This is a genomic window from Mesorhizobium sp. M0145 (assembly GCF_040322355.1).
GTDB lineage: Bacteria > Pseudomonadota > Alphaproteobacteria > Rhizobiales > Rhizobiaceae > Mesorhizobium.
Map to the genome: position 1 here is coordinate 12,565 of NZ_JAMYTK010000042.1, position 22,525 is coordinate 35,089.

A 22,525-nucleotide genomic window follows, 5' to 3' on the forward strand; every position below is an offset into this window, starting at 1 on the left:
TGGTTTCAGTCGGGGTATGTCCCGAAAAGTTCAAGTCACTCTCCTCCTTCCACCAGAATGTGGACGTAGCCGTCCGACACCTTGGTTTCGTAGGTCTTCAGCCGCTCGGTGACTGGCGGTGAAAGCGGTTGGCCGGTGGGAATGTGGAACAGTCCCTGGTGCAGCGGGCACTCGATTGTCTGCCCGTCGATGTAACCTTCGGAAAGAAATGCGTGGGCATGCGTGCAGACGCCGGCGGTCGCATAGAACTTGCCGCCGAGATTGAAGATCGCGATGCAGGCTCCCTTGTGCTCGATACGGGTCGCGTCATCGATGGGCAGGCTGTCGGTACGGATTGCCTGAATCCACTGCTTGCCCGTCGTACTTGCTTCTGCCGTCATGCGTTTCCTCGCACTCATCATTTATTTTCGTTCATTTTCGTTTTCTTTGCCGAGGCGACAAATTCATTGTGAGAATGCCGATATTGATGAGTCCGACTCGCCTAAGGAATGGCGCGGACGCGCGGCCAACGCCGCGAATGCGGCGTCCAGGGCGCGCGCATTGTCGGGTTATCGAAGCAGCCGGAACAGGATTTTGGCGCCTTTTTCAGGGGCCTACCATGAGGCATCGAACGCCTTCACAGACGACAGCTTCGCACCACCACCGGGATTGTTCGATCGCAGACTGAATGTCGGAAAGCGCGCCCGTTTTGAGACGTTGAGCGCGCTGCCCTGAACACGTCTGCTTCGGGTCAAACCGTCCCATTCGCACGTCGTTGCCGCCGATCACCGCACGGATCCTGAGCGACCTTTTCGACGCCAGAATTTCTGTATTAGGTATGGCGTGTCTTTGATGAGAAGGAGAGTCGTAGCGCAAAGGCCCAGATGTTTTCTTGCGAATGCCGTAAGCTTAGCCGAGATAAATTAACTGGCCCGTGAAGTTTTTCGTGTAAGCCTCTGATATTTTTGACTATGGTGGGCCCGGAGGATGTGCCGAACGCGTTGATTTGTTGGGTTTTTGGCTGCCACAATCAGAAAGCTTCCCGTATAGTTCCGCACGATCCCGCAGCTGATTATGGTCAGCCGTCTTTGCTATGGATCAATGAATGCCCAGTTCATACCGGTAGGCTTGCGGGGATCAGCCGAACAGTTGCCTGGAAGAGAGAGAGTGTGTGGGGGGCACAGGCGAGGACGACTACCCATTGGCCAAACGTCACTGACTGACAGGAAAACATAGAGGATGTCTGGTTCTTCTGTCGAATTGACAGTGCGGTGATCGAAAGCGGAACTTGGCATGACACCAGCGGTAGCTTGCTTGAAGCAGCCGTGGTCTAGTAGCCGACAGGAAGAGAGCTGGGGTTCTGGGAGGACAAGCATGGGTGAGGATCTATCCGGTCATCACGCCGACCGCGTTCAGGCCGCGATCGCTTCGGACGCGGCGGCGAAGTCCGCGCTGGTCGCTTCCTGGCGACGGTCTTCCAGTCTGCACCGGCTCGATCCGGCCGATTGCAGCCCCCCACGCTATCTGACAGAGGCGGAATTGGGAGAGGCCCGGCAACGCATCGGGCCACTCGTCCGGGTTGCTCAATCAAGCCTGGACCGGCTCTATCTTGCGGTGGGCGGCGTTGGATGCTGCGTCCTGCTCGCCGATCGCGACGGCGTGCCGGTCGAACGGCGCGGCGCGCCTGTGGACGACGAGACGTTTCGTTCCTGGGGGTTATGGACAGGGTCCGTCTGGAACGAGGAGAGCGAGGGCACCAACGGTATCGGCACCTGTCTGGTGGAACAGCGCGTCCTGACGATCCACCGTGATCAGCATTTTCACACGCGCAACACCGGGCTGAGCTGCACCACGGCTCCGATCTATGATCATCGTGGAGACCTTGTGGCTGCCCTTGACGTGTCTTCCTGCCGGGCTGATCTGATCGAGGTCTTCTCCAACCTTATTTCCATGGCCGTCCTCGACGCGGCGCGTCGGATCGAGGCGGAGAACTTCAAAATGGCATTCCCCAAGGCGCGCATTCTGCTGGCGCCGGTGCCCGACAAGGGTTCCGGCGCGTTGATCGCGGTTGATGCGGACGACCTTGTGGTCGGCGCGACCCGTTCGGCTCGCCTGGCGCTTGGAATCACGCAACAGTGTCTCGACAAGCCGATGCCTGCGGCCGATCTGCTCGGTTGGGCCGAGAGCGGCCCCGAAATCCTAGCCGAGGCGGAGCGCGGCGTTCTGCAGCGGGCGCTGGCGCGGGCAGACGGAAATGTCTCGGCCGCGGCCCATGCGCTCGGCATCAGTCGCGCCACCCTTCACCGCAAGCTCAACCGCCTGGACGTCCACAGGTCCCACTGACTTTTGAAACGTCGCATGACTGTCGCAATTCTGCGACACACCCGCCCGCTCACTGTCCTCGGTGCATTGGCAATAGCGGTAGGAGATCGCAAGTCTCTTTCCGAAGCGTCGCGTTCCGCGGCGCCAGCTTTGGGAGGAAGACACTTGAATAAGGTTGAATTCTCACGCCCGGTCAAGGCGCCCTTCGACAAGCGCTACGGCAATTTCATCGGTGGCAAATGGGCCGAGCCGCGTTCGGGCCGTTATTTCGAAAACTTCTCGCCGGTGAATGGTCAGTTGCTCTGCGACGTGGCTCGCTCGGATGCCCAGGACATCGAGGCGGCTTTAGACGCTGCCCATGCCGCCAAGGACGCCTGGGGGCGCACGAGCGTGGCCGAGCGCTCACTCATCCTCAATCGCATCGCCGATCGCATGGAGGAAAACCTCGATCTCCTCGCATGTGCCGAAACCTGGGACAACGGCAAGCCGATCCGCGAAACGACCGCCGCCGACCTGCCTCTAGCCATCGACCATTTCCGCTATTTCGCCGGTGCTTTGCGCGGCCAGGAAGGCAGCCTTTCGCAGATCGACGACGATACCGTTGCCTATCATTTCCATGAGCCGCTCGGGGTGGTTGGCCAGATCATCCCGTGGAACTTCCCGCTGCTGATGGCCTGCTGGAAGCTTGCTCCCGCGCTTGCCGCCGGAAACTGCGTCGTGCTGAAGCCTGCCGAGCAGACGCCGGCTGCCATCTTGCTGTGGGCCGATCTTATCGGCGATCTGCTGCCGCCGGGTGTGCTCAACATTGTCAACGGCTTCGGCCTCGAAGCCGGCAAGCCGCTCGCGTCGTCGCCGCGCATTGCCAAAATCGCCTTTACCGGAGAAACCACGACCGGCCGGCTGATCATGCAGTATGCCAGCCAGAACCTGATCCCCGTCACCCTGGAACTGGGCGGCAAGTCGCCCAACATCTTCTTCAAGGACGTTGTCGCCGAAGACGACGATTTCTTCGACAAGGCGATCGAAGGCTTCGTCATGTTCGCGCTGAATCAGGGCGAAGTCTGCACCTGCCCGAGCCGCGCGCTCATTCATGAATCGATCTACGACAGGTTCATGGAACGTGCGCTGAAGCGTGTCGAGGCGATCGTGCAGGGCGATCCGCTCGACCCAGCAACAATGATCGGTGCCCAGGCATCATCCGAGCAGTTGGAAAAGATCCTGGCCTACATCGACATCGGCCGCCAGGAAGGCGCCGAGTTGCTGACCGGTGGCGAGTGCAACGTCCTGCCCGGCGATCTCGCCGGCGGCTACTACGTGAAGCCGACGGTGTTCAAGGGCCACAACAAGATGCGCATCTTCCAGGAAGAGATCTTCGGACCGGTGGTCTCGGTCACGACCTTCAAGGACGACGACGAAGCGCTCAGCATAGCCAACGATACGCTCTACGGCCTCGGCGCCGGTATCTGGACACGCGACAGCAACCGCGCCTACCGGTTCGGCCGCGCGATCCAGGCGGGCCGCGTCTGGACCAACTGCTACCACGCCTATCCCGCGCATGCGGCCTTCGGCGGCTACAAGCAGTCCGGCATCGGCCGCGAGACGCACAAGATGATGCTCGATCACTACCAGCAGACCAAAAACATGCTGGTCAGCTACAGCCCGAAGAAGCTCGGCTTCTTCTGATCGCCGCTTTGACCCACAGGCGCGGCTCCGCGAGGGGCCGCGCCAAAGGCTGGAAATCGGAAAACATGATGCGAGCGAAGGTCACAGCGACACCGGCAGCCCTTGAACTGATCGCCGAGATTGTCGCCGAGCACGGTCCGGTGCTGTTTCATCAATCCGGCGGCTGCTGCGACGGCTCTTCGCCGATGTGCTATCCGCGTATCGGCTTCATCGTGGGCGACCAGGATGTGCTGCTCGGCCACATCGGCGACGCGCCGTTCTACATCGGTGCGTCGCAATTCGAGGCTTGGAAACATACCGATCTCATCATCGACGTGGTGCCGGGTCGCGGTGGCATGTTCTCGCTGGATAACGGGCGGGAGAAGCGGTTCCTGACCCGGTCGACAATCTGCACCGCATAGGCGAAACTTGCCGGTTTGATTTCGAGCAAGGAAGGCACCGCAGCAATCTCTACCTTCCGAAGATGATCCTCAATCTGCTCATCGGCACCGTCGTCATTAGCCTTACGGTCCTGGTTCACACCTTTGGTCTGATCGTGGTCACACATGCGATGGGGCACCTGGTCGCCCGGTTTCGCATGCACGGGCGCCGCAGCCGCATCGTTGCGATGATCAGCGTGGTGATGGGGCTCTTTGCCATCATGACCACAGAGGTGTGGCTCTGGGCAGGACTATACCGGTTGCTCGATATCTTTGCTGACTTCGAAACCGCGCTGTACTTTTCCACCATCACCTTCTCGACCGTCGGCTACGGCGACATTGTGCCCGCTCACGCATGGCGCGTCCTGGCGGCTCTAGAGGGCGTGAACGGATTTCTTCTGATTGGCTGGTCGACCGCCTATCTGATCGCGGCCGGCACCCGCATTGGCCCATTCAAGGCCGGCGAGCACTTCTGAACGGGCGATCGTTCAGACCGCTACGGAATGCCTGGCTGTACCGGTTTCGAAATATTTGTCGAACTTCGCTGCGATGCTTCTGACAAAGGGCCGGCTTTCCGCCGGCACGACGAAGCGGTCACCATCAAGTTCAAGCAGCCGCGCAGGACCATGAAGAGCCGTGGAACTCGCCTTGAGGAGAAGTCTTTGGCCGGCTTCGCCAAAGCGCTCCACCAGCTCAATCGCCGAGAAGGCGAAGTCACACATCAATCGCTCGATGATCCAGCCGCGAACGCGGTCGTCTTCGGAAAGCGCAATGCCTCGGACCGCTGCCAGCCCTCCTTCTGCAACCATGCGTCCATATTCGGCGGTCGAAGGCATGTTCTGTGCATAGCCCTGGCGAAACTGGCTGATGGATGACGGGCCAAGGCCGATCAAGGTCTCGCAGCGATCCTCGGTATAGCCCTGGAAGTTCCGGTGCAGTGTTCCGGCGTGGGCGGCAAGCGCGAGGGCGTCGCCCGGTTTGGCGAAATGGTCGAGCCCGATTGCTTCGTATCCCTGGTCCACGATCGCCCGCGCCGCAAGTTGCGATTGAGCAAACCGCTCTGCCGGACCCGGCAGCCATGCCTCGTCGATCATCGTCTGATGTTTCTTAAACCACGGCACATGGGCGTAGCCAAAAAGCGCTATCCGATCCGGTTCCAGGGTCAGTGCCTGCGCGACGGTGGAGGAGACGCTCTCCCTGGTCTGGTGTGGCAAGCCGTAGAGCAGGTCCAGATTGACCGATTCGACGCCGCGCGAACGAACGCCGTCGACTACCGCTTTGGTCTGCAAAAAGCTCTGCTCGCGGTTAATTGCCTTTTGCACCTTCGGGTCAAAATCCTGGACGCCGAGGCTCGCACGGGTCATGCCGATTTCGGCGAGTGCGTCGAGGCGGGCATCGTCCATATCATTGGGTTCGATTTCGACGCTGATCTTGGCGCCGGGAAGAAAGGTGAAGCTGTTGCGAAGGACGGTTCCCAGCGCCACCAGATCCTCCGGTTTGAGCATCGTTGGCGAACCGCCGCCGAAATGGACGGCACGCACGCGGCCCTTGCCTGCGACAAGACCGGCGACGGTGGCGATCTCGGCATGCAGTGAGCGAAGATATGTGGTCACCGGTTCGTAGTGGCGTGTCTGCTTGGTATGGCAGGCACAGAACCAGCAAAGCTTGTCGCAGTACGGGATGTGCAGATAGAGCGATATCTCGTGCCCCTCGTCGAGCGCCTGCAGCCAGCCCCGACAAACGGCAGCATCGACGCTTGCATTGAAATGCGGCGCTGTCGGGTAGCTCGTATAGCGCGGCACGTTCTCACCAAGTCTGGCAACTAATTCTGGCCGCACGTCTCTATCCGCTCCACTTTGCATGGCCCGACGTTGACCACATTACTGGCCGGCAGCCTTGATTTCGGTCAAAGTCCGCTGTGGACAAACTACCGCAAGGATTTTCCTGCTGCCGATGCTATCTTGCCGGCAGTTTGGGTCCTCGGACGATCATGATGACAGTGCGTCAGGATATTCACAGCACCGGCATTCCAGTGCTTTGCCGATCATGCGAAGCGCGCCACCATGGCGTCTGCGGCGCGCTCGATCCCGATCAACTGGTGGGCCTGGCCAAGACCTCATCGAAGCATACCGTTGAATCGGGCGCAGAACTGATTGGTGACACCGAGACCGTCGACCGTTATTCGAACGTGCTTTCCGGCGTGGTGAAGCTCACAAAGAGCCTGTCAGATGGACGCCAGCAGATTGTCGGCCTCCAGTTCGCCCCCGATTTCCTGGGCAGGCCCTTCAAGCTGGAAAGCGCGATCAACGCCGAAGCCGCAACGACCGTTTCCCTGTGTTCGTTTCCAAAAGCCGCCATCGAACGCATGATGAAGGAATCGCCACAGCTCGAGCATCGTCTCTTCAAGCAGACGCTCAATGAACTCGACGAAGCACGAGACTGGATGGTGACGCTGGGGCGCAAGAGTGCTGCGGAAAAGGTGGCGAGCTTTCTCCTGATGATCGCCAGGAATATCGATCCTACGCTTGACCCGGCGGCCCAGTCGACAAGCTTTGACCTGCCGCTGACGCGCGCCGACATCGCCGATTTTCTCGGCTTGACGATCGAGACGGTCAGCCGCCAACTGACCAGGCTGAGAACAGACAGCGTAATCCGGATCGACAACAACCGGCACGTGACTGTAGAGAACATGAGCAGGCTGCAGCGACGCTCCGGCGCCTAACCGGCATCGACGACCCCGATCATCGGCAAGACGTGCTCGCGTTCGAAGGCGATATGCCGGCGCAAGCTTTCGAATAAGCCGCGCAGCATGAAGCCGACAGCCTCGGCATTCTCGACTGTCTCGCCATGGCCGATCGCCAGCAGGATTTCAGTCACCTCGCCGGCAAAGCATTCGTCCTCGACGTGTTCTGCGCGCAATCGACGAGTTGAAGCAAGGTTGGCATCGCTGCCAGTCAAAGCAGCCTCGTAGGCCGGAAAGATAACCGTCTCCTCGTATCGGTGAATGTTGCGCAACAGCGGAACGATCGCGTTGGCCACGCCAATACACTTCAGGCGATCTGCGGCCGGCAACGTATCGGCGATCTTTTCCAAGGCGTCACAGAGCCGCAGCTTTTCCCCATGGGCACGTTTCATCACAGCGCCAGGGAGGAACTCTCGATCGAACCGTCCGACCGGCATGGAAATCTCGCGGCGCGCTTCAAACAGCGACGATTTCCGCTCGTTCTCCCCGTCCAATGAAAGCCTCCTGATCGTTTGCGAGTTGGAAGCTGCCCAATCCAAAAGCAAATGGCTTTGACATGGATCAAGGCAGCGACGACGCGACTGCTGAATTGGTGTCAAGCGGATTGGTATCCGCGCATCCCAATCCGAGGTCGGGGACAGGTCATGAAGTTCGGCACGCAAATCTTCGCCTTGGGCCTGTTCACATTTGCGGCCCTTGTGGCAGCCGGGTTCGGTGTGGACGAACCATTCCGGCAGCATATGTGGGTACTGTTTTTTGTGCTGCTCGGCTTTGTCGCCATCCTCATCCGCAACACGAATTTCGAAGTGGCTGCTCCGATCGACCCATCCGCCTACATGGATGGGCCAATCCGCTATGGCGCCATCGCCACCATGTTCTGGGGTGTCGTCGGTATGCTGGTCGGCGTCGTCATTGCGCTGCAGCTTGCCTACCCCGATCTCAACATTCAGCCCTGGTTCAATTTCGGCCGTTTACGGCCATTGCATACGTCGGGCGTCGTCTTCGCCTTCGGCGGCAATGCGCTGCTCTGCACGTCCCTGTATGTCGTCCAGCGCACCTGCCGCGCTCGGCTGTTCGGCGGCGATCTCGGCTGGTTCGTGTTTTGGGGCTACCAGCTCTTCATCGTCATGGCCGCGACCGGCTACCTGCTCGGCATCACCGAGAGCCGCGAATACGCCGAGCCCGAATGGTATGTGGACATCTGGCTGACCATCGTCTGGGTCGCCTATCTCATCCTGTTCCTCGGCACGATCCTGAAACGCAAGGAGCCGCACATCTACGTCGCCAACTGGTTTTACCTGTCCTTCATCGTCACCATCGCGATGCTGCATGTGGTCAACAACCTGTCGATGCCGGCCTCATTCCTGGGTTCCAAGAGCTACTCCGCCTTTTCCGGCGTCCAGGATGCCCTGACGCAATGGTGGTACGGCCACAACGCCGTCGGCTTTTTCCTCACCGCCGGCTTCCTCGGCATGATGTATTACTTCGTGCCCAAGCAGGCGAACCGGCCGGTCTATTCCTACCGCCTGTCGATCATCCACTTCTGGGCGATCATCTTCCTCTACATCTGGGCCGGTCCGCATCACCTGCACTACACCGCCCTGCCCGATTGGGCGCAGACGCTCGGCATGGTGTTTTCGATCATGCTGTGGATGCCGTCATGGGGCGGCATGATCAACGGCCTGATGACGCTGTCGGGCGCCTGGGACAAGCTACGCACCGATCCGATTATCCGCATGATGGTGATGGCCATCGCCTTCTACGGCATGTCGACCTTCGAAGGTCCGATGATGTCGATCAAGACGGTCAATTCGCTGTCGCACTATACAGACTGGACCATAGGTCACGTGCACTCCGGTGCGCTCGGCTGGGTTGGGATGATCTCGTTCGGCGCGATCTATTACATGGTGCCGAAGCTTTGGAACCGCCAACGGCTCTATTCGCTGCGGCTCGTCACCTGGCACTTCTGGCTGGCGACGCTCGGCATCGTAGTCTACGCCGCGGTGATGTGGGTGTCCGGCATCATGCAGGGCCTGATGTGGCGCGAATACGACGAGCAGGGCTTCCTGGTCTACTCCTTCGCGGAAACCGTGGCCGCCATGCACCCCTACTATGTCATGCGCGCCATCGGCGGGGCAATGTATCTCTCCGGCGCCCTGATCATGGCCTGGAACATCGCCATGACCATTCTCGGATACCAGCGCGAGGAGGAGCCGATGCCCGGCTCTGTTCCCGCCCTTCAGCCTGCCGAATAGGGAGCCAGAAAAATGAGCTTGATGGACAAACACGCGCTCATTGAGAAGAACGCCACGCTTCTTCTCATCGGCTCTCTTCTTGTGGTGACTGTCGGCGGCATCGTCGAGATCGCACCGCTCTTCTATCTCGACAACACGATCGAGAAGGTCGAGGGCATGCGCCCTTACTCGCCGCTCGAACTTGTCGGGCGCAACATCTATGTGCGCGAGGGTTGCTACCTCTGCCATAGCCAGATGATCAGACCGTTCCGCGACGAGGTCGAGCGCTATGGTCACTACAGTCTGGCGGCCGAGTCGATGTACGATCATCCTTTCCAATGGGGATCGAAGCGCACCGGACCGGACCTCGCCAGGGTTGGCGACCGCTATTCCAATCAATGGCATGTCGAGCACCTTACGGATCCTCGTTCGGTGGTGCCTGAATCAATCATGCCGAGCTATGCGTTCCTGAAAGACACGCCGATCGAGGTGAAGGATTTCTCGACGCATCTGGTCGCCAACAGCCGTGTCGGTGTCCCCTACGGCGACGACATGATCGCACACGCCAACGCCGACTTGATGGCGCAGGCTGATCCCAACGCCGACACAGCCGGCCTCGAGGCCCGCTACCCCAGAGCCAAGATCGGCGACTTCGACGGCAACCCGCAACGGGTCACCGAGATGGATGCCCTCGTCGCCTATCTGCAGATGCTCGGCACACTGGTCGACTTCAAGAACTACGACGAAGCCGCCGGCTATCGCTGAGGAGTTTTATTTATGGATTACAATCTGATGCGAGAGTTTGCCGACAGCTGGGGCCTGGTCGCCGTGGCGCTTTTCTTTGTCGGCGCAATTGCCTTCGCCCTGCGCCCCGGCAGCCGCAAGCTGGCCGACGAAGCTGCCCGGATTCCCCTTGAGGACGAGTGATCATGAGCGACGAGCACATCGATGAAATCTCTGGCATTTCGACCACCGGCCACGAATGGGATGGCATTCGGGAGCTGAGCAACCCGCTTCCGCGCTGGTGGGTCGTAACCTTCTACGCCACCATTGTCTGGGCAATCGGATACACCATCGCCTATCCGGCATGGCCTTTGCTGCATTCGGCAACAACGGGCGTGCTCGGCTATTCGAGCCGCAACGAAGTCAAGAACGAGCTATCGGCGGCTGAAGCGGCGAAGGGCAAATATGTCGCGGCGATAGAATCGAAGAGTGTTTCGGAGATCGCGGCGGACGATGGTTTGCGCGAATTCGCGATCGCCGCTGGTGGCGCCGCGTTCAAGGTCAATTGCGTGCAATGTCATGGCTCCGGCGCCCAGGGCTCCAAGGGCTTCCCCAACCTCAATGACGATGACTGGCTGTGGGGCGGCAAGGCGGATCAGATCCAGCAGACGGTCACGCATGGTATCCGCTTCGCATCCGATCCGGATACGCGACTTTCGGAAATGCCAGCCTTTGGCGACATTATCACTGCCGACCAGATTAAACAGGTCAGCGCCTATATTGCTGGCCTGTCCCAAGCCGTCAGCGACGAATCTTTGGTGGTGCCCGGTGCCAAGGTTTTTGCGGAAAACTGCGTTGCCTGTCACGGCGACAACGCAAAGGGCAACAAGGAGCTCGGCGCTCCTGATCTGACCGATGCCATCTGGCTCTACGGATCGGGCGAAACGGCCATTGCCGCCCAGGTCACAGCGCCGAAACAAGGCGTGATGCCGGCCTGGGGCGCTCGTCTGGGCGAAACCAGGATCAAGGAGCTGGCGGTCTACGTGCATTCGCTAGGCGGTGGAGAATAGGAACGGGGGCCTATTCTCCGGCCCTCACCGCCGAAGCGACGAGGCCCGGCTCTGCCGGTCCTCGATTTGTTTTCCGTGGGCCAGGCGATTGACCTGCATCAACGCGGCGCAATCCAGTCGGCAGCAAAATCCGCTCGACGCTGTATTTCGCTGACCTGCCTGTGCCCAGTCAGAACATTTGCCCGGCGAAATCAAAGCTGCGCGACGGGAGAAACCAGTGCTGGACAATACGCAGGTAGAACGGCTCGAAGCCGAGGCGGTCAACTCCGCCAAAGTGCGACAGCCGATGTATGCCGCGCGCAAGAAGATCTTCCCGAAGCGGGCCTCGGGCAGCTTTCGCCGGTTCAAATGGCTGGCAATGGCGGTCACGCTTGGTATCTACTATCTGACACCTTGGCTGCGGTGGGACCGTGGCCCGTTTGCCCCTGACCAGGCCGTCCTGCTCGATGTCGCCAACCGGCGTTTCTACTTCTTCTTCATCGAGATATGGCCGCAGGAATTCTACTATGTGGCCGGCCTTCTGGTCATGGCAGGCGTCGGTCTTTTCCTGGTTACCTCGACTGTCGGTCGTGCCTGGTGCGGCTATACGTGTCCGCAGACCGTGTGGGTCGATCTGTTCCTGGTCGTCGAGCGAGCTATCGAGGGCGACCGCAACGCGCGCATGAAGCTCGATGCCGGGCCTTGGACCGCCCGCAAGCTCGCGCTGAGAATATCGAAACACGCCATCTGGCTGATCATAGGTGCAGCGACCGGCGGCGCCTGGATCTTCTATTTCGCCGATGCGCCGACCTTGCTCGTCGAACTCTTCACCGGCACGGCAGCGCCTGTCGCCTACATCACCGTCGCTGTGCTCACAGCGACGACCTATACGTTCGGCGGGCTGATGCGCGAGCAGGTCTGCACCTATATGTGCCCATGGCCGCGCATCCAGGCGGCCATGCTCGACGAAAGTTCGCTCACCGTCACGTACAATGACTGGCGCGGCGAACCGCGCACGCGTCACACCAAGAAGCTCCAGGCCGCCGGACAGTCAGTCGGCGATTGCGTCGACTGTAACGCCTGCGTGGCTGTCTGCCCGATGGGGATCGACATTCGCGATGGCCAGCAGCTCGAATGCATCACCTGCGCGCTCTGCATCGACGCCTGCGACGGCGTCATGGACAAGCTCGGCAAGGAGCGCGGCTTGATCTCCTACGCGACACTCTCCGACTACAATGCCAACATGATGCTGGCGACCGCGGGCGGCGCCTGTTCGGTCGATCCGTCATTGGTCAGGACGGATGACGGCCTGTTTTCGGACAGGGTGGCGCATTTCCATGTCCGCAAGATCTTTCGGCCACGCACCTATGTCTACATGGCCATGTGGTCGCTGATCGGCCTGGGTCTGCTCTTTTCGCTGCTGACGCGCGACCGGCTCGAGATCAATGTTTTGCACGACCGCAATCCACAATTTGTGACGCTGTCCGACGGCTCGATCCGCAATGGCTATACCGTCAAGCTGCTGAACATGATCCCCGAACCAAGAACGATCGTCGTCAGCATTGGGGGTTTGCCAGGCGCAGAGATGAGCATCGTTGGTGTCGACCTCCCCGCCGATCGCTCTTTCGCGATCCGGGTCGAACCCGACCGGCTGAAGATGTTGAAGGTTTTCGTGCGCCTGCCTGCTGATCAGATCCATGGCGCAGCGCAGACCTTCACACTCCGGGTCGAGGACAAAGCGAGTTTCGAGTCGAACCAATACACCGCCACATTCAACGCGCCGGAGATCGCCAGATGAACGCCACCACGCGAAAATCCCGGGAATTCACCGGCAGGCACATGTTGGCCATCATCCTTGCTTTTTTCGGCGTGGTCATCGCGGTCAATCTGACCATGGCGACGCTTGCCAATACAAGCTGGACCGGCCTTGTCGTCGAAAACACCTATGTGGCGAGCCAGCAATTCAACAGGAAGGCCGAGGAAGGGCGCGCGCAGGCAGCCCTCGGCTGGACCGGCAAGTTGACCATTGCATGGGGCGAAGTCCGCTATGACGTCACCGACGACGCCGGCAAGGCGGTTCCCTTGCATGGCGTCAAAGTGCTGTTTCGCCATCCCGCTTACGAGAAAGAAGATGAGTCCATCACGCTCGCCGCCGCCTCGGGCCAGGAGTTTGCAGTGCAGCACATGCCAAGGGACGGTGTGTGGATCGTCGAAATCGACGCCGATGCCGGTCTGGCAAGGCCTTTCCGCGACGTGCGCAGGATCATGATCTCCGATGGAGCGCTGAAATGAGCTGCTGTGCACCGGGCGCGGAAATGGCGCTGGATCTGGGCAACGCTACATCCGTCCTGCCGTCAAGCGAAGAGATCAAGCTGGCGAGCCGGTCGCTTGGCGATGGCCTTAGCCAGACCGATCTTTCAGTTCCGACGGTTCATTGCGCAGCCTGCATCCAGACAATCGAGACGGCGTTGGCAAAACTCGATCACGTCGAGGCCGCTCGCGTCAACCTGTCAACGAAGCGGGTCTCGGTCCGGTGGCGCGGGGACGAGGCCCCACCATTCGTCGCCATGCTGGGGCGGCTGGGTTACCAGGCGCATTTGTTCGAACCCGAGATTGGTGAAAAGGACAAAACGCTCTCGGAGCTTATCCGCGCCGTCGCTGTTGCCGGATTTGCGGCGGGCAACATCATGCTGCTGTCGGTTTCGGTCTGGTCCGGTGCCGAGGGCGCGACCCGCGACCTGTTCCACTGGGTCTCGGCACTGATCGCCATCCCCGCACTCGCCTTCGCCAGCGGCATCTTCTTCAAGTCGGCCTGGAATGCCTTGCGTCACGGCCGCATGAACATGGACGTGCCGATCGCGGTCGGAGTGTCGCTGGCCTATGCGATGAGCCTCTATGAGACGATCACCCATGGCGACCACGCCTATTTCGACGCGTCGGTGTCTCTGCTGTTCTTCCTGTTGATCGGCCGCACGCTGGATCACGTGATGCGCGAACGCGCCCGCACCGCCGTGAAAGGCCTGTCACAACTGGCCGCGCGTGGCGCCATGGTGCTGCGCGACGATAGCGCACGCGACTATCTGCCGGTTGGCGAGATCGAACCGGGCATGCTGTTGCTGATAGCGGCCGGCGAAAGGATCCCCGTCGACGGCAAGATCACGCGTGGGACATCGGACGTCGACTGCTCGCTGGTTTCGGGCGAGAGCACGCCCAGAAGCGTGGCGCCAAACGATGCCGTCCAGGCCGGCGTGCTCAACCTTACCGGCCCGCTGACCATTGAGGCGACAGCCGCCGCGAAGGATTCGTTCCTGGCGGAAATGGTTCGGCTGATGGAAGCCGCCGAGGGCGGTCGCGCACATTATCGCCGCATCGCCGATCGCGTTTCAGCACTCTATGCTCCAGTTGTTCATCTCACCGCCTTCGTGACATTCCTTGGCTGGATGGCGGCAACCGGCGACTGGCATCGGGCGATAACCATCGCCATCGCCGTTTTGATCATCACATGTCCGTGCGCGCTCGGGCTCGCCGTGCCGATCGTCCAGGTGGTCGCCGCGCGGCGGCTGTTCGAGAACGGCATCATGGTCAAGGACGGTTCGGCCATGGAGCGCCTGGCAACGATTGATGCAGCGGTGTTCGACAAGACCGGCACGCTCACGCTCGGCCAGCCCCGTCTCGTCAATGCGGCCTCGATCGATCCTGCCATGCTGACGATTGCGGCCGACATGGCCGCGCATTCGCGTCATCCCTTTTCAAAGGCCATGGCCGGCCTTGCCGCTGGCGGCGGGCAGCACAAATTCGATGCCGTCACCGAGCATCCGGGGTTCGGTATCGAAGCAACTGACGTCGGAAGTATCTGGCGGCTGGGCAGACGCGGATGGGCTGGATGGAAGGCCCGCACCGGCGGCGAAGGCAAACATGGCTATGGCGGGACGGTCCTGACGAAAGACGGGATCGTTGTCGCGACCTTCAATTTCGAGGATGCGTTGCGTGCCGACGCCAGGGCGGCGATCGAGCGATTGAACGATGCCGGGATGTCGGTTCAGATGCTGTCGGGCGATAGCGCGGGCGCCTGCAGCGAAATCTCGAAAATGCTGGGTATCGGCGATTTCGTTCCGTGCCTGCTGCCGTCCGGCAAGGTCGAATGCATCGAAACCCTGGCGAAAGAGGGACACCGGGTTCTGATGGTTGGCGACGGCTTGAACGACACGCCTGCGCTGAGCGCGGCGCATGTTTCGTTCGCGCCGGCCACGGCCGCCGACATTGGCCGCAATGCGGCGGATTTCGTATTCCTGCGCGAAAGCCTTCTGGCAATCCCCCTCGCGCTGGACGTCTCGCGCAAGGCGGGAAGCTTGATTCGCCAGAACATCACGATCGCCATCGTCTACAATGCCGTCGCCGTGCCGATCGCGATCCTGGGGCACGTCACCCCTCTTATCGCTGCGATCGCGATGTCCGCGTCTTCCCTGCTTGTCATCGGAAATGCGCTGCGTCTGCGAGGTTCTATGCCAGATTCGCCGGCGAAAGATGTCCGGCGCGACAGGCTGTCCGACAGCAGCAAACTGGCCCAATCCTCATGACCACCCTTGCCTACCTCATCCCTGTCGCCCTGTTTCTTGGTGCGCTTGGCCTGGGGGGCTTCCTGTGGGCCTTGAGGAGTGGCCAGTACGAAGATCTTGACGGAGCTGCCGAGCGGATCCTTATCGATCGGGAAGACAGACTGGAGCGCTGATCCAGGGCCGAGGGCTGACAAACAGCGCCGGTGCAGCCAACCGCTCCCACCCTCTTCCCCACTGCGACTATGCCGCGCACGATTGCTGTTCCGGGGTTGTTGCTGCCTAACACTGAACGCCACCAATTTGCGCAAGCGCAAAGAAACGCTGCGTCAGGCCAGATACCTTCTGCTCATCCGCAACGGTTGAGAGATAGGAGACTGACATGATCACGCGACGCGACGCCCTTTTCGGAGCAGCGATTGGCGCTGCCACCGTGGCGGCACTGCCGGCATTTTCGGCAACGGTGACAAAGACGGACATTCGAGGGCTCGCCCGCGAAAAGATCGAGCTCGTGGCACCGCCCTTTGTGCATCCGCACGATCAGATCGCCACGGGTGGACCGAAAATCGTCGAGTTCACCATGACCATCGAGGAAAAGCCCGTCGTCATCGATGCCGACGGCACGACGCTCAATGCGATGACCTATAACGGCTCGATTCCTGGCCCTCTGATGGTCGTGCATCAGGACGACTATGTCGAACTGACGCTCATCAATCCCGAGACCAACTCACTCGCTCACAACATCGATTTCCACGCCGCAACCGGCGCGCTGGGCGGCGGCGCCCTGACGCTGATCAATCCCGGCGAGCAGGTGACCTTGCGCTTCAAGGCAACCCGAACGGGTACGTTCGTCTATCACTGCGCACCTGGCGGCGCGATGATCCCATGGCATGTCGTCTCCGGCATGAGCGGCGCCATCATGATCCTGCCGCGCGATGGGCTCAGGAACGACAAGGGCGAACCGGTAAAGTACGACAAGATCTTCTACATCGGCGAGAACGACTTCTATATTCCGCGCGACGAGAAGGGCAACTTCAAGACCTACGAATCGGCCGGCGACGGTTACGACGACATCGTCAAGGTCATGCGCGGGCTGATCCCGACGCATGTGGTGTTCAATGGCAAGGTCGGTTCGCTGACCGGCGACAATGCGATGAAGGCGAAGGTCGGCGAGACCGTGTTGATCGTCCATTCGCAGGCCAACCGCGATACGCGACCGCATCTGATCGGTGGCCACGGCGACTATGTCTGGGAACAGGGCAAATTCGCCAATCCGCCTGCCAAGGATCTAGAAACCTGGTTCATCCGTGGCGGCTCCGCGGGGTCGGCGCTCTACACGTTCCTGCAGCCCGGCGTCTACGCCTATGTCAATCACAATCTGATCGAGGCCGTGGAACTCGGTGCGACCGCTCACTTTATGGTCGAGGGCGAATGGAATGACGACCTGATGACGCAGGTCGAGGCGCCGACACCCCTCGCCACCAACTGACGGCACTCCAATTGCCCGGACAGCGATGCTGTCCGGGCATGGACAAAGCGATGTCTCCATTGATCCTCAAGGTTCTTCCGGTCGCCCTGGTCGCCGCTGCCGTTCCGGCAGGGCTCTCGATACAGACGGTCTTCGGGGATCGACAACCTCACCCCATCGCTATGACGATTACCTTGCTTTCCGGTTCGATCACCTATCCGACGCCAGGGGAGTTCCTGATGGAGGGACGCCCGCAAGCCAATCCCCGCCTCAAGCGGCAACTCAACAGACCTCTCGAAATCATGGCCTACCAGATCAGCGCGGCCGACTATGCGGACTGCGTGTCGGCAGGAAGCTGTCAGCCGGCACAGGAGACGCGCGCGATCCCAAGCAACGCTCCCGTAACTGGAGTGAGCTATCTCGATGCCAATGTCTACGCCCGGTGGTATTCGCAAGTGACGGGCGACCACTGGCGGCTGCCATCCGACGAAGAATGGGCGTTTGCCGCGGCGGAGCGGTTCGCAGGGGAATTTGAGGGTGTCGAAAACGACGCCAACAACCCCGCCAGGCGCTGGCTCACCAGCTACAAGGCCGAGGTGGACCTCGATCGCAAACCGGACCCGTTGCCCAAGAGCCGTGGCTCTTTTGGTTTCAATTCCCTGGGCCTCGCCGACTTTTCCGGCAATGTCTGGGAGTGGACTTCGACTTGCTATGTCCGCACCACATTGGCTGCGGATGGAAGCGGCGTTGCGAGTTCGGTCGACAATTGCGGCGTCCACGTCCTTGAAGGGCTTCACAGAGCCTACATGTCGAACTTCGTCAGCGACGGAAAAAGCGGCGGCTGTGCCGTTGGCACGCCTCCCGACAATCTGGGTTTCAGGCTGGTCCGGGACCATCGGGGGTGGGCGAACCGTATCGTCGGCTACCTCGGCATTGCCTGACAAATCAGAAGCGGCTTTTCCATTCGCGTTTCGACGGTCGCCTGCTCTCCCGCCGCCTCACCGCACCTTTGGCCTCATCAACGCACTTCCATAGATCAGAATGAAGCCGGCAAATGCCGCCACCCATGCGGTGCCGGCCATGTCGATCACTGTGTCATAGGGGACGAAGGCAGCCAGGATTCTCAATGATCCTGCGAGGAGGACGGCTCCAAAAATGAACGAGGCGCCTTTTCCAGCCTTGAGCTCTCGCCCGGTGTGACCGAGCGTTGCGCGGGTCATCACGGCAAGCGTCATCGCGCCGACCGCGCCAGTTCCGAGTGCGTGGAGTCCCGCCGCCGCCGGCACGGCATCGGGGAAGAAGATCGACACCGAGACAAGGGCGAGACCGACCGGCACGAAGGCATATGCGAGATGGAGTACGAGCACCAGCGGATCCCGCAAGGTGCGCTCGCCGGCCCACCGCGACAAGCGCCACGCCTGGCTGATTGCAGCGGCCGCCAGGAGCATTCCTGAGGCGCTGTTGTCGGGCGCGAACGTCCATGCTCCCAGCGCGATGGCTGAGATGGCTATCGATGCCATGTCAAAACGGTCGAACGGAGCAGGCAGCCGGCCAGGATTTTCGCGGACGAGCCAGTTGCGGGTGAAGCTCGGAATGATGCGCCCGCCGATCAACGAGATGAGCATGATCGCCGCGGCCATGCCGAGCCTGCGGCTGATGTTGGATGTGCCTTGAAGATGCGCCTCGATGTGGAACGTGCCGTTGGCGCCAGCCAGGACGGCAAGCGGCAGCAGTACTTTCAGGTTGCGCCAGTTCCGTCCTGCGACGATCTCGCGGGCCGCCGCGGCAGCAACCGCAAGCAGAAATGAGCCATCGATCACGGCGGCTGCTTCCCAGCCGATATCCGCCGAGACAAAGACAGCGACACGGCCGGCAAGCCACAGGACCACCAGCGCCAGCAGCGGCAGGCCTTGCACAGGCAGCCGGCCGGTCCAGTTGGGAATGGCGGTCAGCAAGAACCCGGTAACGATCGCCGACAGATAGCCGAACAGCATCTCGTGAATGTGCCAGTCGACGGGAACGAACGCACTGTGGGCATTGAGTTCGCCGGCATACATCGGCAGCCAAAGCAGAATGGAGAGCGCCGCATACAGCGACCCAAGGAAGAAGAACGGCCTGAATCCGTAGGAAAGAAATGCGGGCCCGGTGTACGCCCGCAGGCGTGGAATCCCCATGATTTGCATCTCCAAATGAACAGGGCCGGATGAACCGCCGCCCTCGGTCCGTCCGGCCCGCGCCCGCGCTTTATGTGGCAGGCATGGCTGTATCGAATGCTGTCAGTTGGCCGGGATCTGGGTGAACAGGTCGGCGAACACTGTCTTTGCCTTCCCGGGATGCTTGACCGCTTTGGCGGTATCGAGATTGACCGGCTTGCCGACAACGATCAGCGCGACCATGCCCATGCCGTAGTGCGGCGCGCATTTGACGCCATACACACCTTCCTGGGTGAGTGTGACGGTGATCTCCTCGCTGGGCTTTCCCTTGAAAGGCTCAGCGCCATCCGGAAGCATGCCCTTGATCGACTCTGCGTCATGGCTCTTGTCGGTCGGCACGAACTTGACGGTATCGCCGGGTACTGCCTTGACGAAGGCCGGCTGGAAAACCATCGCGCCCTTTTCGCCCTTGTTGAGCATTTGCACCACATGCTCTTCCGCGCTTGCGCCGCCGGCCAGCGCGAGGATGGAGATTGCGGCGGCGAGAATGGTGAGTTTCATCGGTTCGTCCTTTTGTTTCGTCGTCACGGCATTTGGCCGTTCCATGCCTTTTAGCCTGACAAGCCCCGGCAGAATTTGCGCTGGCGCAAACTCGGAGTAGAAAGGTCTTCCGCATGACTGATGCGAAACTACAGGATCGTGAGGAATCCGCTTGGCTGCGTTGGACCGATCGCTGATATCGCGGCTGCCGCTCTTTCAAGGACTGACGCCCGACGAGCAGAGCGAGATCCTGCGAGATGCGCGGTCGTCTCGCTATGCCAAGGAGACGACGATCTTCGCGCAGGAAGCCGATGCCCATTCCTTCTTCGTGCTGATCGCCGGGCACATCCGCGTGGTTCGCACCACGCCGGATGGACAGCAGGTCATCGCTAGATACATCAGCGAAGGCGAGATCTTTGGCGTCGCCGCAGCCCTTGGTCGGACGACTTACCCCGCCAGCGCAGTCGCGGCGGTGGACTGCGTGGTGTTGGCCTGGCCCAACGCGCTATGGCCGGAACTGGCGAAGCGGTTTCCTGTGTTTGGGGCGACCACCTACCGGACAGTCGGAAACAGGCTGCAAGAAACCCAGACGCGGGTTGTGGAGATGTCCACTGAACAGGTGGAGCAGCGCGTTGCTCACGCGCTGCTGCGACTGGCAAATCAGACTGGTCGGAAGACCGACAGCGGCATCGAAATCGACTTTCCGATCTCGAGGCAGGACATTGCCGAAATGACGGGGACGACACTGCACACGGTCAGCCGGCTGCTCAGCAAATGGGAAGAGAATGGGATAATTGCCAGCGGACGCCAGAAAGTCACTGTCAAGGACGCGCACCGGCTTGTGGTCCTCTCAGGGAGTCGAACCAAGCGCTGATTTATCACCTGCGCGCTCGAACAGCCGATTCCAAATCCACCAGGAAGGCGGTCTCATTGATCTGATGCTCTCGGCACGCCTCAGCGACCGTATGGAAGGTACCGATTGGACAACCGACGCAAAGCATCCTGTATCTCAGCACGACAGCCACCGTTGCCGGCCATTTTCTCATGATCTCGTCGACGACCATGTCGGAATTGAACGAACTGAGCTCCTTCACGATGAAGTCTCCGCCATTGCGAAGCGTCTTAATAGATTCCTCTCAGGCCGCCTTCTTTGCGCTTTCGCAACTTTGATGAGCATTGCCGTTTGGCTAGGAAAAGCTAGACAAACGTCATGACCATAATTGCACCGATGACAATCAGAACAAGCCCGCCGATCAGCATAGGGAGCAGCGTGTTGTTCGGGTCGACGCCCGACTCGAATTGGTTGGCCACCGGTGTGTCATTTTTGTCTGGGTCAGTCATGCTTGTCTCCACGGGCCGGCAGACGCGAACCGCGCGGCGTTGTGGTTGAATTGTCGATCGAGGCCTTACCCATGCTTATCGTACGCCGAAGCTTCGGATGCAGGCAGCCCGCCGACAAAGTCCTGGGGCATCAATGCGACGTCGGCCAGCGTGTAACGATCAAGGGTGTTCTGGAAGGAGGCCATCGCGTCGCCGAACATTCCTGAAAGTTTGCAGCGGCCGGTGAGCACGCACTGATTTCCGGTCCCGAAGCACTCCACAAGCGCGAAATCTGGCTCCGTCAGCCGTACCACGTCGCCGATCCGGATCATCTCGGGGCTCCGCCCGAGGGCTAGCCCACCGGAGCGACCGCGGACCGCTTTCAAGTAACCGCCGCGCGTCAGGGTGTTGGCGACCTTGTTGAGGTGCGTTTTGGATACCTTGAACGTGCGTGCCACCTCCTCGATCGTGATCAGGCGATCACCGGCAGAGGCCGCGTACATTAGCATCCTCAAGGCGTAGTCCGAGAAATTGGTCAACCGCACTAATGGATCCTCTTCGCAATTCTGGTACAGGAGCCACTTACAATCCAACCCCGCATCACAGGTCCTTCTCGACGATCGGTTCTATGCCCATCGTAGTCTCGCCACGGCTGAAGGCGACCGCGAGACGGAAGCTGTGAGCTATGCGCAGTGCGCGGTCCATGAATAGCGCCGCAACCTCGGGCGGGCAAACACGGCGCACCGTTGCGCGAAACAGCTTTAGCCAACGCCGGAAATGCGCCACTCCAAGGCCGGAGATCGCCAGGTGTGGCGGTAATGGACGGCCTTCATAACGGGACGACCGGAGCAGCGTAGCGGACCAGAAGTCGCACATCTTAGCCAGATGGCGCGGCCAATCCTCAGGATGGATAGCGTTATGAAAGATGGGGCCGAGAAGGTCGTCGCGGCGAATCTCATCATAAAAGCCGTCAACCACAAGACGGATCATGGCCTCGTCAAGCACGTCTGGCAACGGGGCACCACCAATGACGATCGTTTTGTTGCTCCGACCATTCGCAATCATGTGCATGCTCTTGGTTTTCGAAGACCCAAAGACCTCAAAATAATTCCCACACTCAAACAGCTCCGCAACGCACCGAGTGAAGTCGCGTCCACGATGACGATTGATGCAAAGGAGACCTTCGTCGGTATGGGTCGGATTCGCACCTTAAAGAAACATTGTCAATATATCTTATTGGCGGGCAGCTCGTGGCTAGAGCCTTTCACGTTTTGATGGAAGCGTAGCCGGCGTTTGCGAAGTAGTTGTTGCATTCGGTTGCCTCGATCGTTTCAACGAG

Annotated in this window: 26 protein-coding genes; 17 read left to right on the forward strand and 9 right to left on the reverse strand. The window is 60.4% G+C overall.

The features are described from left to right. Positions 1-35 precede the first annotated feature (35 nt). Positions 36-380 carry a non-heme iron oxygenase ferredoxin subunit gene (locus tag NKJ28_RS31475; RefSeq protein ID WP_352638393.1) on the reverse strand — a complete coding sequence of 115 codons (345 nt, stop codon included), beginning with the start codon at positions 378-380 and terminating at the stop codon, positions 36-38. Between NKJ28_RS31475 and NKJ28_RS31480 the strand changes: the two genes are divergently transcribed. The 5 genes from NKJ28_RS31480 (at position 379) to NKJ28_RS31500 (ending at position 4,879) form a co-directional block, all read left to right on the forward strand. Beyond that, positions 379-714, forward strand: coding sequence for a hypothetical protein (locus NKJ28_RS31480; protein ID WP_352638395.1), 336 nt, complete (start codon positions 379-381; stop codon positions 712-714). The two genes, NKJ28_RS31475 and NKJ28_RS31480, sit on opposite strands and share 2 nt — an antisense overlap. 639 nt (positions 715-1,353) lie before the next feature. Then, positions 1,354-2,322 (forward strand): helix-turn-helix domain-containing protein, encoded by a 969-nt coding sequence (locus NKJ28_RS31485; RefSeq protein ID WP_352638396.1) that lies wholly within the window; start codon positions 1,354-1,356, stop codon positions 2,320-2,322. Positions 2,323-2,466: 144 nt separating this feature from the next. Beyond that, positions 2,467-3,984, forward strand: coding sequence for an aldehyde dehydrogenase (adh, locus tag NKJ28_RS31490; protein WP_352638398.1), 1,518 nt, complete (start codon positions 2,467-2,469; stop codon positions 3,982-3,984). A 68-nt stretch (positions 3,985-4,052) separates the two neighbouring features. Further along, positions 4,053-4,385: a DUF779 domain-containing protein gene (locus NKJ28_RS31495; protein ID WP_352455633.1), complete on the forward strand. Its 333-nt coding sequence runs from the start codon at positions 4,053-4,055 to the stop codon at positions 4,383-4,385. A 62-nt stretch (positions 4,386-4,447) separates the two neighbouring features. Continuing rightward, a complete protein-coding gene (locus NKJ28_RS31500; RefSeq protein ID WP_352620273.1) occupies positions 4,448-4,879 on the forward strand; it encodes a potassium channel family protein in 432 nt (143 codons plus the stop codon). 12 nt (positions 4,880-4,891) lie between these two features. Here the strand turns inward: NKJ28_RS31500 and hemN are convergent, their stop codons facing one another. Next, positions 4,892-6,241, reverse strand: coding sequence for an oxygen-independent coproporphyrinogen III oxidase (hemN, locus tag NKJ28_RS31505; protein WP_352638400.1), 1,350 nt, complete (start codon positions 6,239-6,241; stop codon positions 4,892-4,894). Between the two features lie 155 nt (positions 6,242-6,396). On the opposite strand from hemN, the gene NKJ28_RS31510 reads away from it, so the two are divergent. After that, a complete protein-coding gene (locus tag NKJ28_RS31510; protein ID WP_352638401.1) occupies positions 6,397-7,125 on the forward strand; it encodes a Crp/Fnr family transcriptional regulator in 729 nt (242 codons plus the stop codon). On the opposite strand, the gene NKJ28_RS31515 is transcribed toward NKJ28_RS31510, so the two are convergent. Further along, positions 7,122-7,538, reverse strand: a complete 417-nt coding sequence (locus tag NKJ28_RS31515) for a hemerythrin domain-containing protein (protein WP_352638419.1) — start codon at positions 7,536-7,538, stop codon at positions 7,122-7,124. The two genes, NKJ28_RS31510 and NKJ28_RS31515, sit on opposite strands and share 4 nt — an antisense overlap. A gap of 252 nt (positions 7,539-7,790) precedes the next feature. On the opposite strand from NKJ28_RS31515, the gene ccoN reads away from it, so the two are divergent. The 10 genes from ccoN to NKJ28_RS31565 all read left to right on the forward strand — a co-directional run bounded on the left by ccoN (position 7,791) and on the right by NKJ28_RS31565 (position 18,114). Beyond that, positions 7,791-9,401: a cytochrome-c oxidase, cbb3-type subunit I gene (gene ccoN / locus NKJ28_RS31520; protein WP_352638402.1), complete on the forward strand. Its 1,611-nt coding sequence runs from the start codon at positions 7,791-7,793 to the stop codon at positions 9,399-9,401. A gap of 12 nt (positions 9,402-9,413) precedes the next feature. Beyond that, positions 9,414-10,145 (forward strand): cytochrome-c oxidase, cbb3-type subunit II, encoded by a 732-nt coding sequence (ccoO, locus tag NKJ28_RS31525; RefSeq protein WP_352638404.1) that lies wholly within the window; start codon positions 9,414-9,416, stop codon positions 10,143-10,145. A gap of 12 nt (positions 10,146-10,157) precedes the next feature. Then, entirely contained in the window at positions 10,158-10,307 is a 150-nt protein-coding gene (locus NKJ28_RS31530) for a cbb3-type cytochrome oxidase subunit 3 (RefSeq protein ID WP_352638406.1), read from the forward strand. A gap of 2 nt (positions 10,308-10,309) precedes the next feature. Further along, positions 10,310-11,173, forward strand: a complete 864-nt coding sequence (gene ccoP, locus NKJ28_RS31535) for a cytochrome-c oxidase, cbb3-type subunit III (protein ID WP_352638407.1) — start codon at positions 10,310-10,312, stop codon at positions 11,171-11,173. 217 nt (positions 11,174-11,390) lie between these two features. Continuing rightward, complete coding sequence (gene ccoG / locus NKJ28_RS31540; protein WP_352638408.1) at positions 11,391-12,950, forward strand: cytochrome c oxidase accessory protein CcoG; 1,560 nt, start codon at positions 11,391-11,393, stop codon at positions 12,948-12,950. Then, positions 12,947-13,444, forward strand: coding sequence for a FixH family protein (locus NKJ28_RS31545; protein WP_352638409.1), 498 nt, complete (start codon positions 12,947-12,949; stop codon positions 13,442-13,444). Before ccoG ends, NKJ28_RS31545 begins: the two co-directional genes overlap by 4 nt. Further along, positions 13,441-15,729, forward strand: coding sequence for a heavy metal translocating P-type ATPase (locus tag NKJ28_RS31550; protein ID WP_352638411.1), 2,289 nt, complete (start codon positions 13,441-13,443; stop codon positions 15,727-15,729). Before NKJ28_RS31545 ends, NKJ28_RS31550 begins: the two co-directional genes overlap by 4 nt. Next, positions 15,726-15,881: a cbb3-type cytochrome oxidase assembly protein CcoS gene (ccoS, locus tag NKJ28_RS31555; protein WP_352455561.1), complete on the forward strand. Its 156-nt coding sequence runs from the start codon at positions 15,726-15,728 to the stop codon at positions 15,879-15,881. Before NKJ28_RS31550 ends, ccoS begins: the two co-directional genes overlap by 4 nt. Before the next feature lie 206 nt (positions 15,882-16,087). Next, positions 16,088-17,194: a copper-containing nitrite reductase gene (nirK, locus tag NKJ28_RS31560; RefSeq protein ID WP_352638413.1), complete on the forward strand. Its 1,107-nt coding sequence runs from the start codon at positions 16,088-16,090 to the stop codon at positions 17,192-17,194. A 38-nt stretch (positions 17,195-17,232) separates the two neighbouring features. After that, positions 17,233-18,114, forward strand: coding sequence for an SUMF1/EgtB/PvdO family nonheme iron enzyme (locus NKJ28_RS31565; RefSeq protein ID WP_502899110.1), 882 nt, complete (start codon positions 17,233-17,235; stop codon positions 18,112-18,114). 57 nt (positions 18,115-18,171) lie between these two features. Here NKJ28_RS31565 and NKJ28_RS31570 read toward each other — a convergent pair whose 3' ends face one another. Both NKJ28_RS31570 and NKJ28_RS31575 read right to left on the reverse strand, forming a co-directional pair. Beyond that, positions 18,172-19,347, reverse strand: coding sequence for an NnrS family protein (locus NKJ28_RS31570; RefSeq protein WP_352638414.1), 1,176 nt, complete (start codon positions 19,345-19,347; stop codon positions 18,172-18,174). A gap of 102 nt (positions 19,348-19,449) precedes the next feature. Further along, on the reverse strand, positions 19,450-19,887 hold the full coding sequence (locus tag NKJ28_RS31575) for a pseudoazurin (protein WP_352570953.1): 438 nt from the start codon (positions 19,885-19,887) through the stop codon (positions 19,450-19,452). Positions 19,888-20,038: 151 nt separating this feature from the next. Between NKJ28_RS31575 and NKJ28_RS31580 the strand changes: the two genes are divergently transcribed. Next, positions 20,039-20,740: a Crp/Fnr family transcriptional regulator gene (locus NKJ28_RS31580; RefSeq protein ID WP_352578065.1), complete on the forward strand. Its 702-nt coding sequence runs from the start codon at positions 20,039-20,041 to the stop codon at positions 20,738-20,740. A 4-nt stretch (positions 20,741-20,744) separates the two neighbouring features. On the opposite strand, the gene NKJ28_RS31585 is transcribed toward NKJ28_RS31580, so the two are convergent. The 4 genes from NKJ28_RS31585 to NKJ28_RS31600 form a co-directional block, all read right to left on the reverse strand. Continuing rightward, positions 20,745-20,930, reverse strand: coding sequence for a DUF1858 domain-containing protein (locus NKJ28_RS31585; protein WP_352578081.1), 186 nt, complete (start codon positions 20,928-20,930; stop codon positions 20,745-20,747). A gap of 133 nt (positions 20,931-21,063) precedes the next feature. Further along, the gene (locus tag NKJ28_RS31590; protein ID WP_352638416.1) at positions 21,064-21,207 is read right to left on the reverse strand and encodes a hypothetical protein; all 144 of its coding nucleotides are present in this window, start codon (positions 21,205-21,207) and stop codon (positions 21,064-21,066) included. A 65-nt stretch (positions 21,208-21,272) separates the two neighbouring features. Further along, on the reverse strand, positions 21,273-21,731 hold the full coding sequence (locus NKJ28_RS31595; protein WP_352578066.1) for an RrF2 family transcriptional regulator: 459 nt from the start codon (positions 21,729-21,731) through the stop codon (positions 21,273-21,275). A gap of 55 nt (positions 21,732-21,786) precedes the next feature. Beyond that, positions 21,787-22,251 carry a group III truncated hemoglobin gene (locus NKJ28_RS31600; RefSeq protein ID WP_352638417.1) on the reverse strand — a complete coding sequence of 155 codons (465 nt, stop codon included), beginning with the start codon at positions 22,249-22,251 and terminating at the stop codon, positions 21,787-21,789. Between the last annotated feature and the right edge of the window lie 274 nt (positions 22,252-22,525).

Coding starts and splice junctions, on each gene's coding strand:
- NKJ28_RS31550 (WP_352638411.1), top strand. CDS start 13,441: ATGAGCTGCTGTGCACCGGGCGCGGAAATGGCGCTGGATCTGGGCAAC.
- NKJ28_RS31600 (WP_352638417.1), bottom strand. CDS start 22,251: ATGATTGCGAATGGTCGGAGCAACAAAACGATCGTCATTGGTGGTGCC.
- NKJ28_RS31510 (WP_352638401.1), top strand. CDS start 6,397: ATGACAGTGCGTCAGGATATTCACAGCACCGGCATTCCAGTGCTTTGC.
- NKJ28_RS31480 (WP_352638395.1), top strand. CDS start 379: ATGCGTTTCCTCGCACTCATCATTTATTTTCGTTCATTTTCGTTTTCT.
- NKJ28_RS31475 (WP_352638393.1), bottom strand. CDS start 380: ATGACGGCAGAAGCAAGTACGACGGGCAAGCAGTGGATTCAGGCAATC.
- NKJ28_RS31485 (WP_352638396.1), top strand. CDS start 1,354: ATGGGTGAGGATCTATCCGGTCATCACGCCGACCGCGTTCAGGCCGCG.
- ccoP (WP_352638407.1), top strand. CDS start 10,310: ATGAGCGACGAGCACATCGATGAAATCTCTGGCATTTCGACCACCGGC.
- NKJ28_RS31500 (WP_352620273.1), top strand. CDS start 4,448: ATGATCCTCAATCTGCTCATCGGCACCGTCGTCATTAGCCTTACGGTC.
- NKJ28_RS31575 (WP_352570953.1), bottom strand. CDS start 19,887: ATGAAACTCACCATTCTCGCCGCCGCAATCTCCATCCTCGCGCTGGCC.
- ccoO (WP_352638404.1), top strand. CDS start 9,414: ATGAGCTTGATGGACAAACACGCGCTCATTGAGAAGAACGCCACGCTT.
- ccoN (WP_352638402.1), top strand. CDS start 7,791: ATGAAGTTCGGCACGCAAATCTTCGCCTTGGGCCTGTTCACATTTGCG.
- nirK (WP_352638413.1), top strand. CDS start 16,088: ATGATCACGCGACGCGACGCCCTTTTCGGAGCAGCGATTGGCGCTGCC.
- ccoS (WP_352455561.1), top strand. CDS start 15,726: ATGACCACCCTTGCCTACCTCATCCCTGTCGCCCTGTTTCTTGGTGCG.
- NKJ28_RS31530 (WP_352638406.1), top strand. CDS start 10,158: ATGGATTACAATCTGATGCGAGAGTTTGCCGACAGCTGGGGCCTGGTC.
- NKJ28_RS31545 (WP_352638409.1), top strand. CDS start 12,947: ATGAACGCCACCACGCGAAAATCCCGGGAATTCACCGGCAGGCACATG.
- NKJ28_RS31565 (WP_502899110.1), top strand. CDS start 17,233: ATGGACAAAGCGATGTCTCCATTGATCCTCAAGGTTCTTCCGGTCGCC.
- NKJ28_RS31590 (WP_352638416.1), bottom strand. CDS start 21,207: ATGACTGACCCAGACAAAAATGACACACCGGTGGCCAACCAATTCGAG.
- NKJ28_RS31495 (WP_352455633.1), top strand. CDS start 4,053: ATGCGAGCGAAGGTCACAGCGACACCGGCAGCCCTTGAACTGATCGCC.
- NKJ28_RS31570 (WP_352638414.1), bottom strand. CDS start 19,347: ATGGGGATTCCACGCCTGCGGGCGTACACCGGGCCCGCATTTCTTTCC.
- NKJ28_RS31585 (WP_352578081.1), bottom strand. CDS start 20,930: ATGGTCGTCGACGAGATCATGAGAAAATGGCCGGCAACGGTGGCTGTC.
- NKJ28_RS31515 (WP_352638419.1), bottom strand. CDS start 7,538: ATGAAACGTGCCCATGGGGAAAAGCTGCGGCTCTGTGACGCCTTGGAA.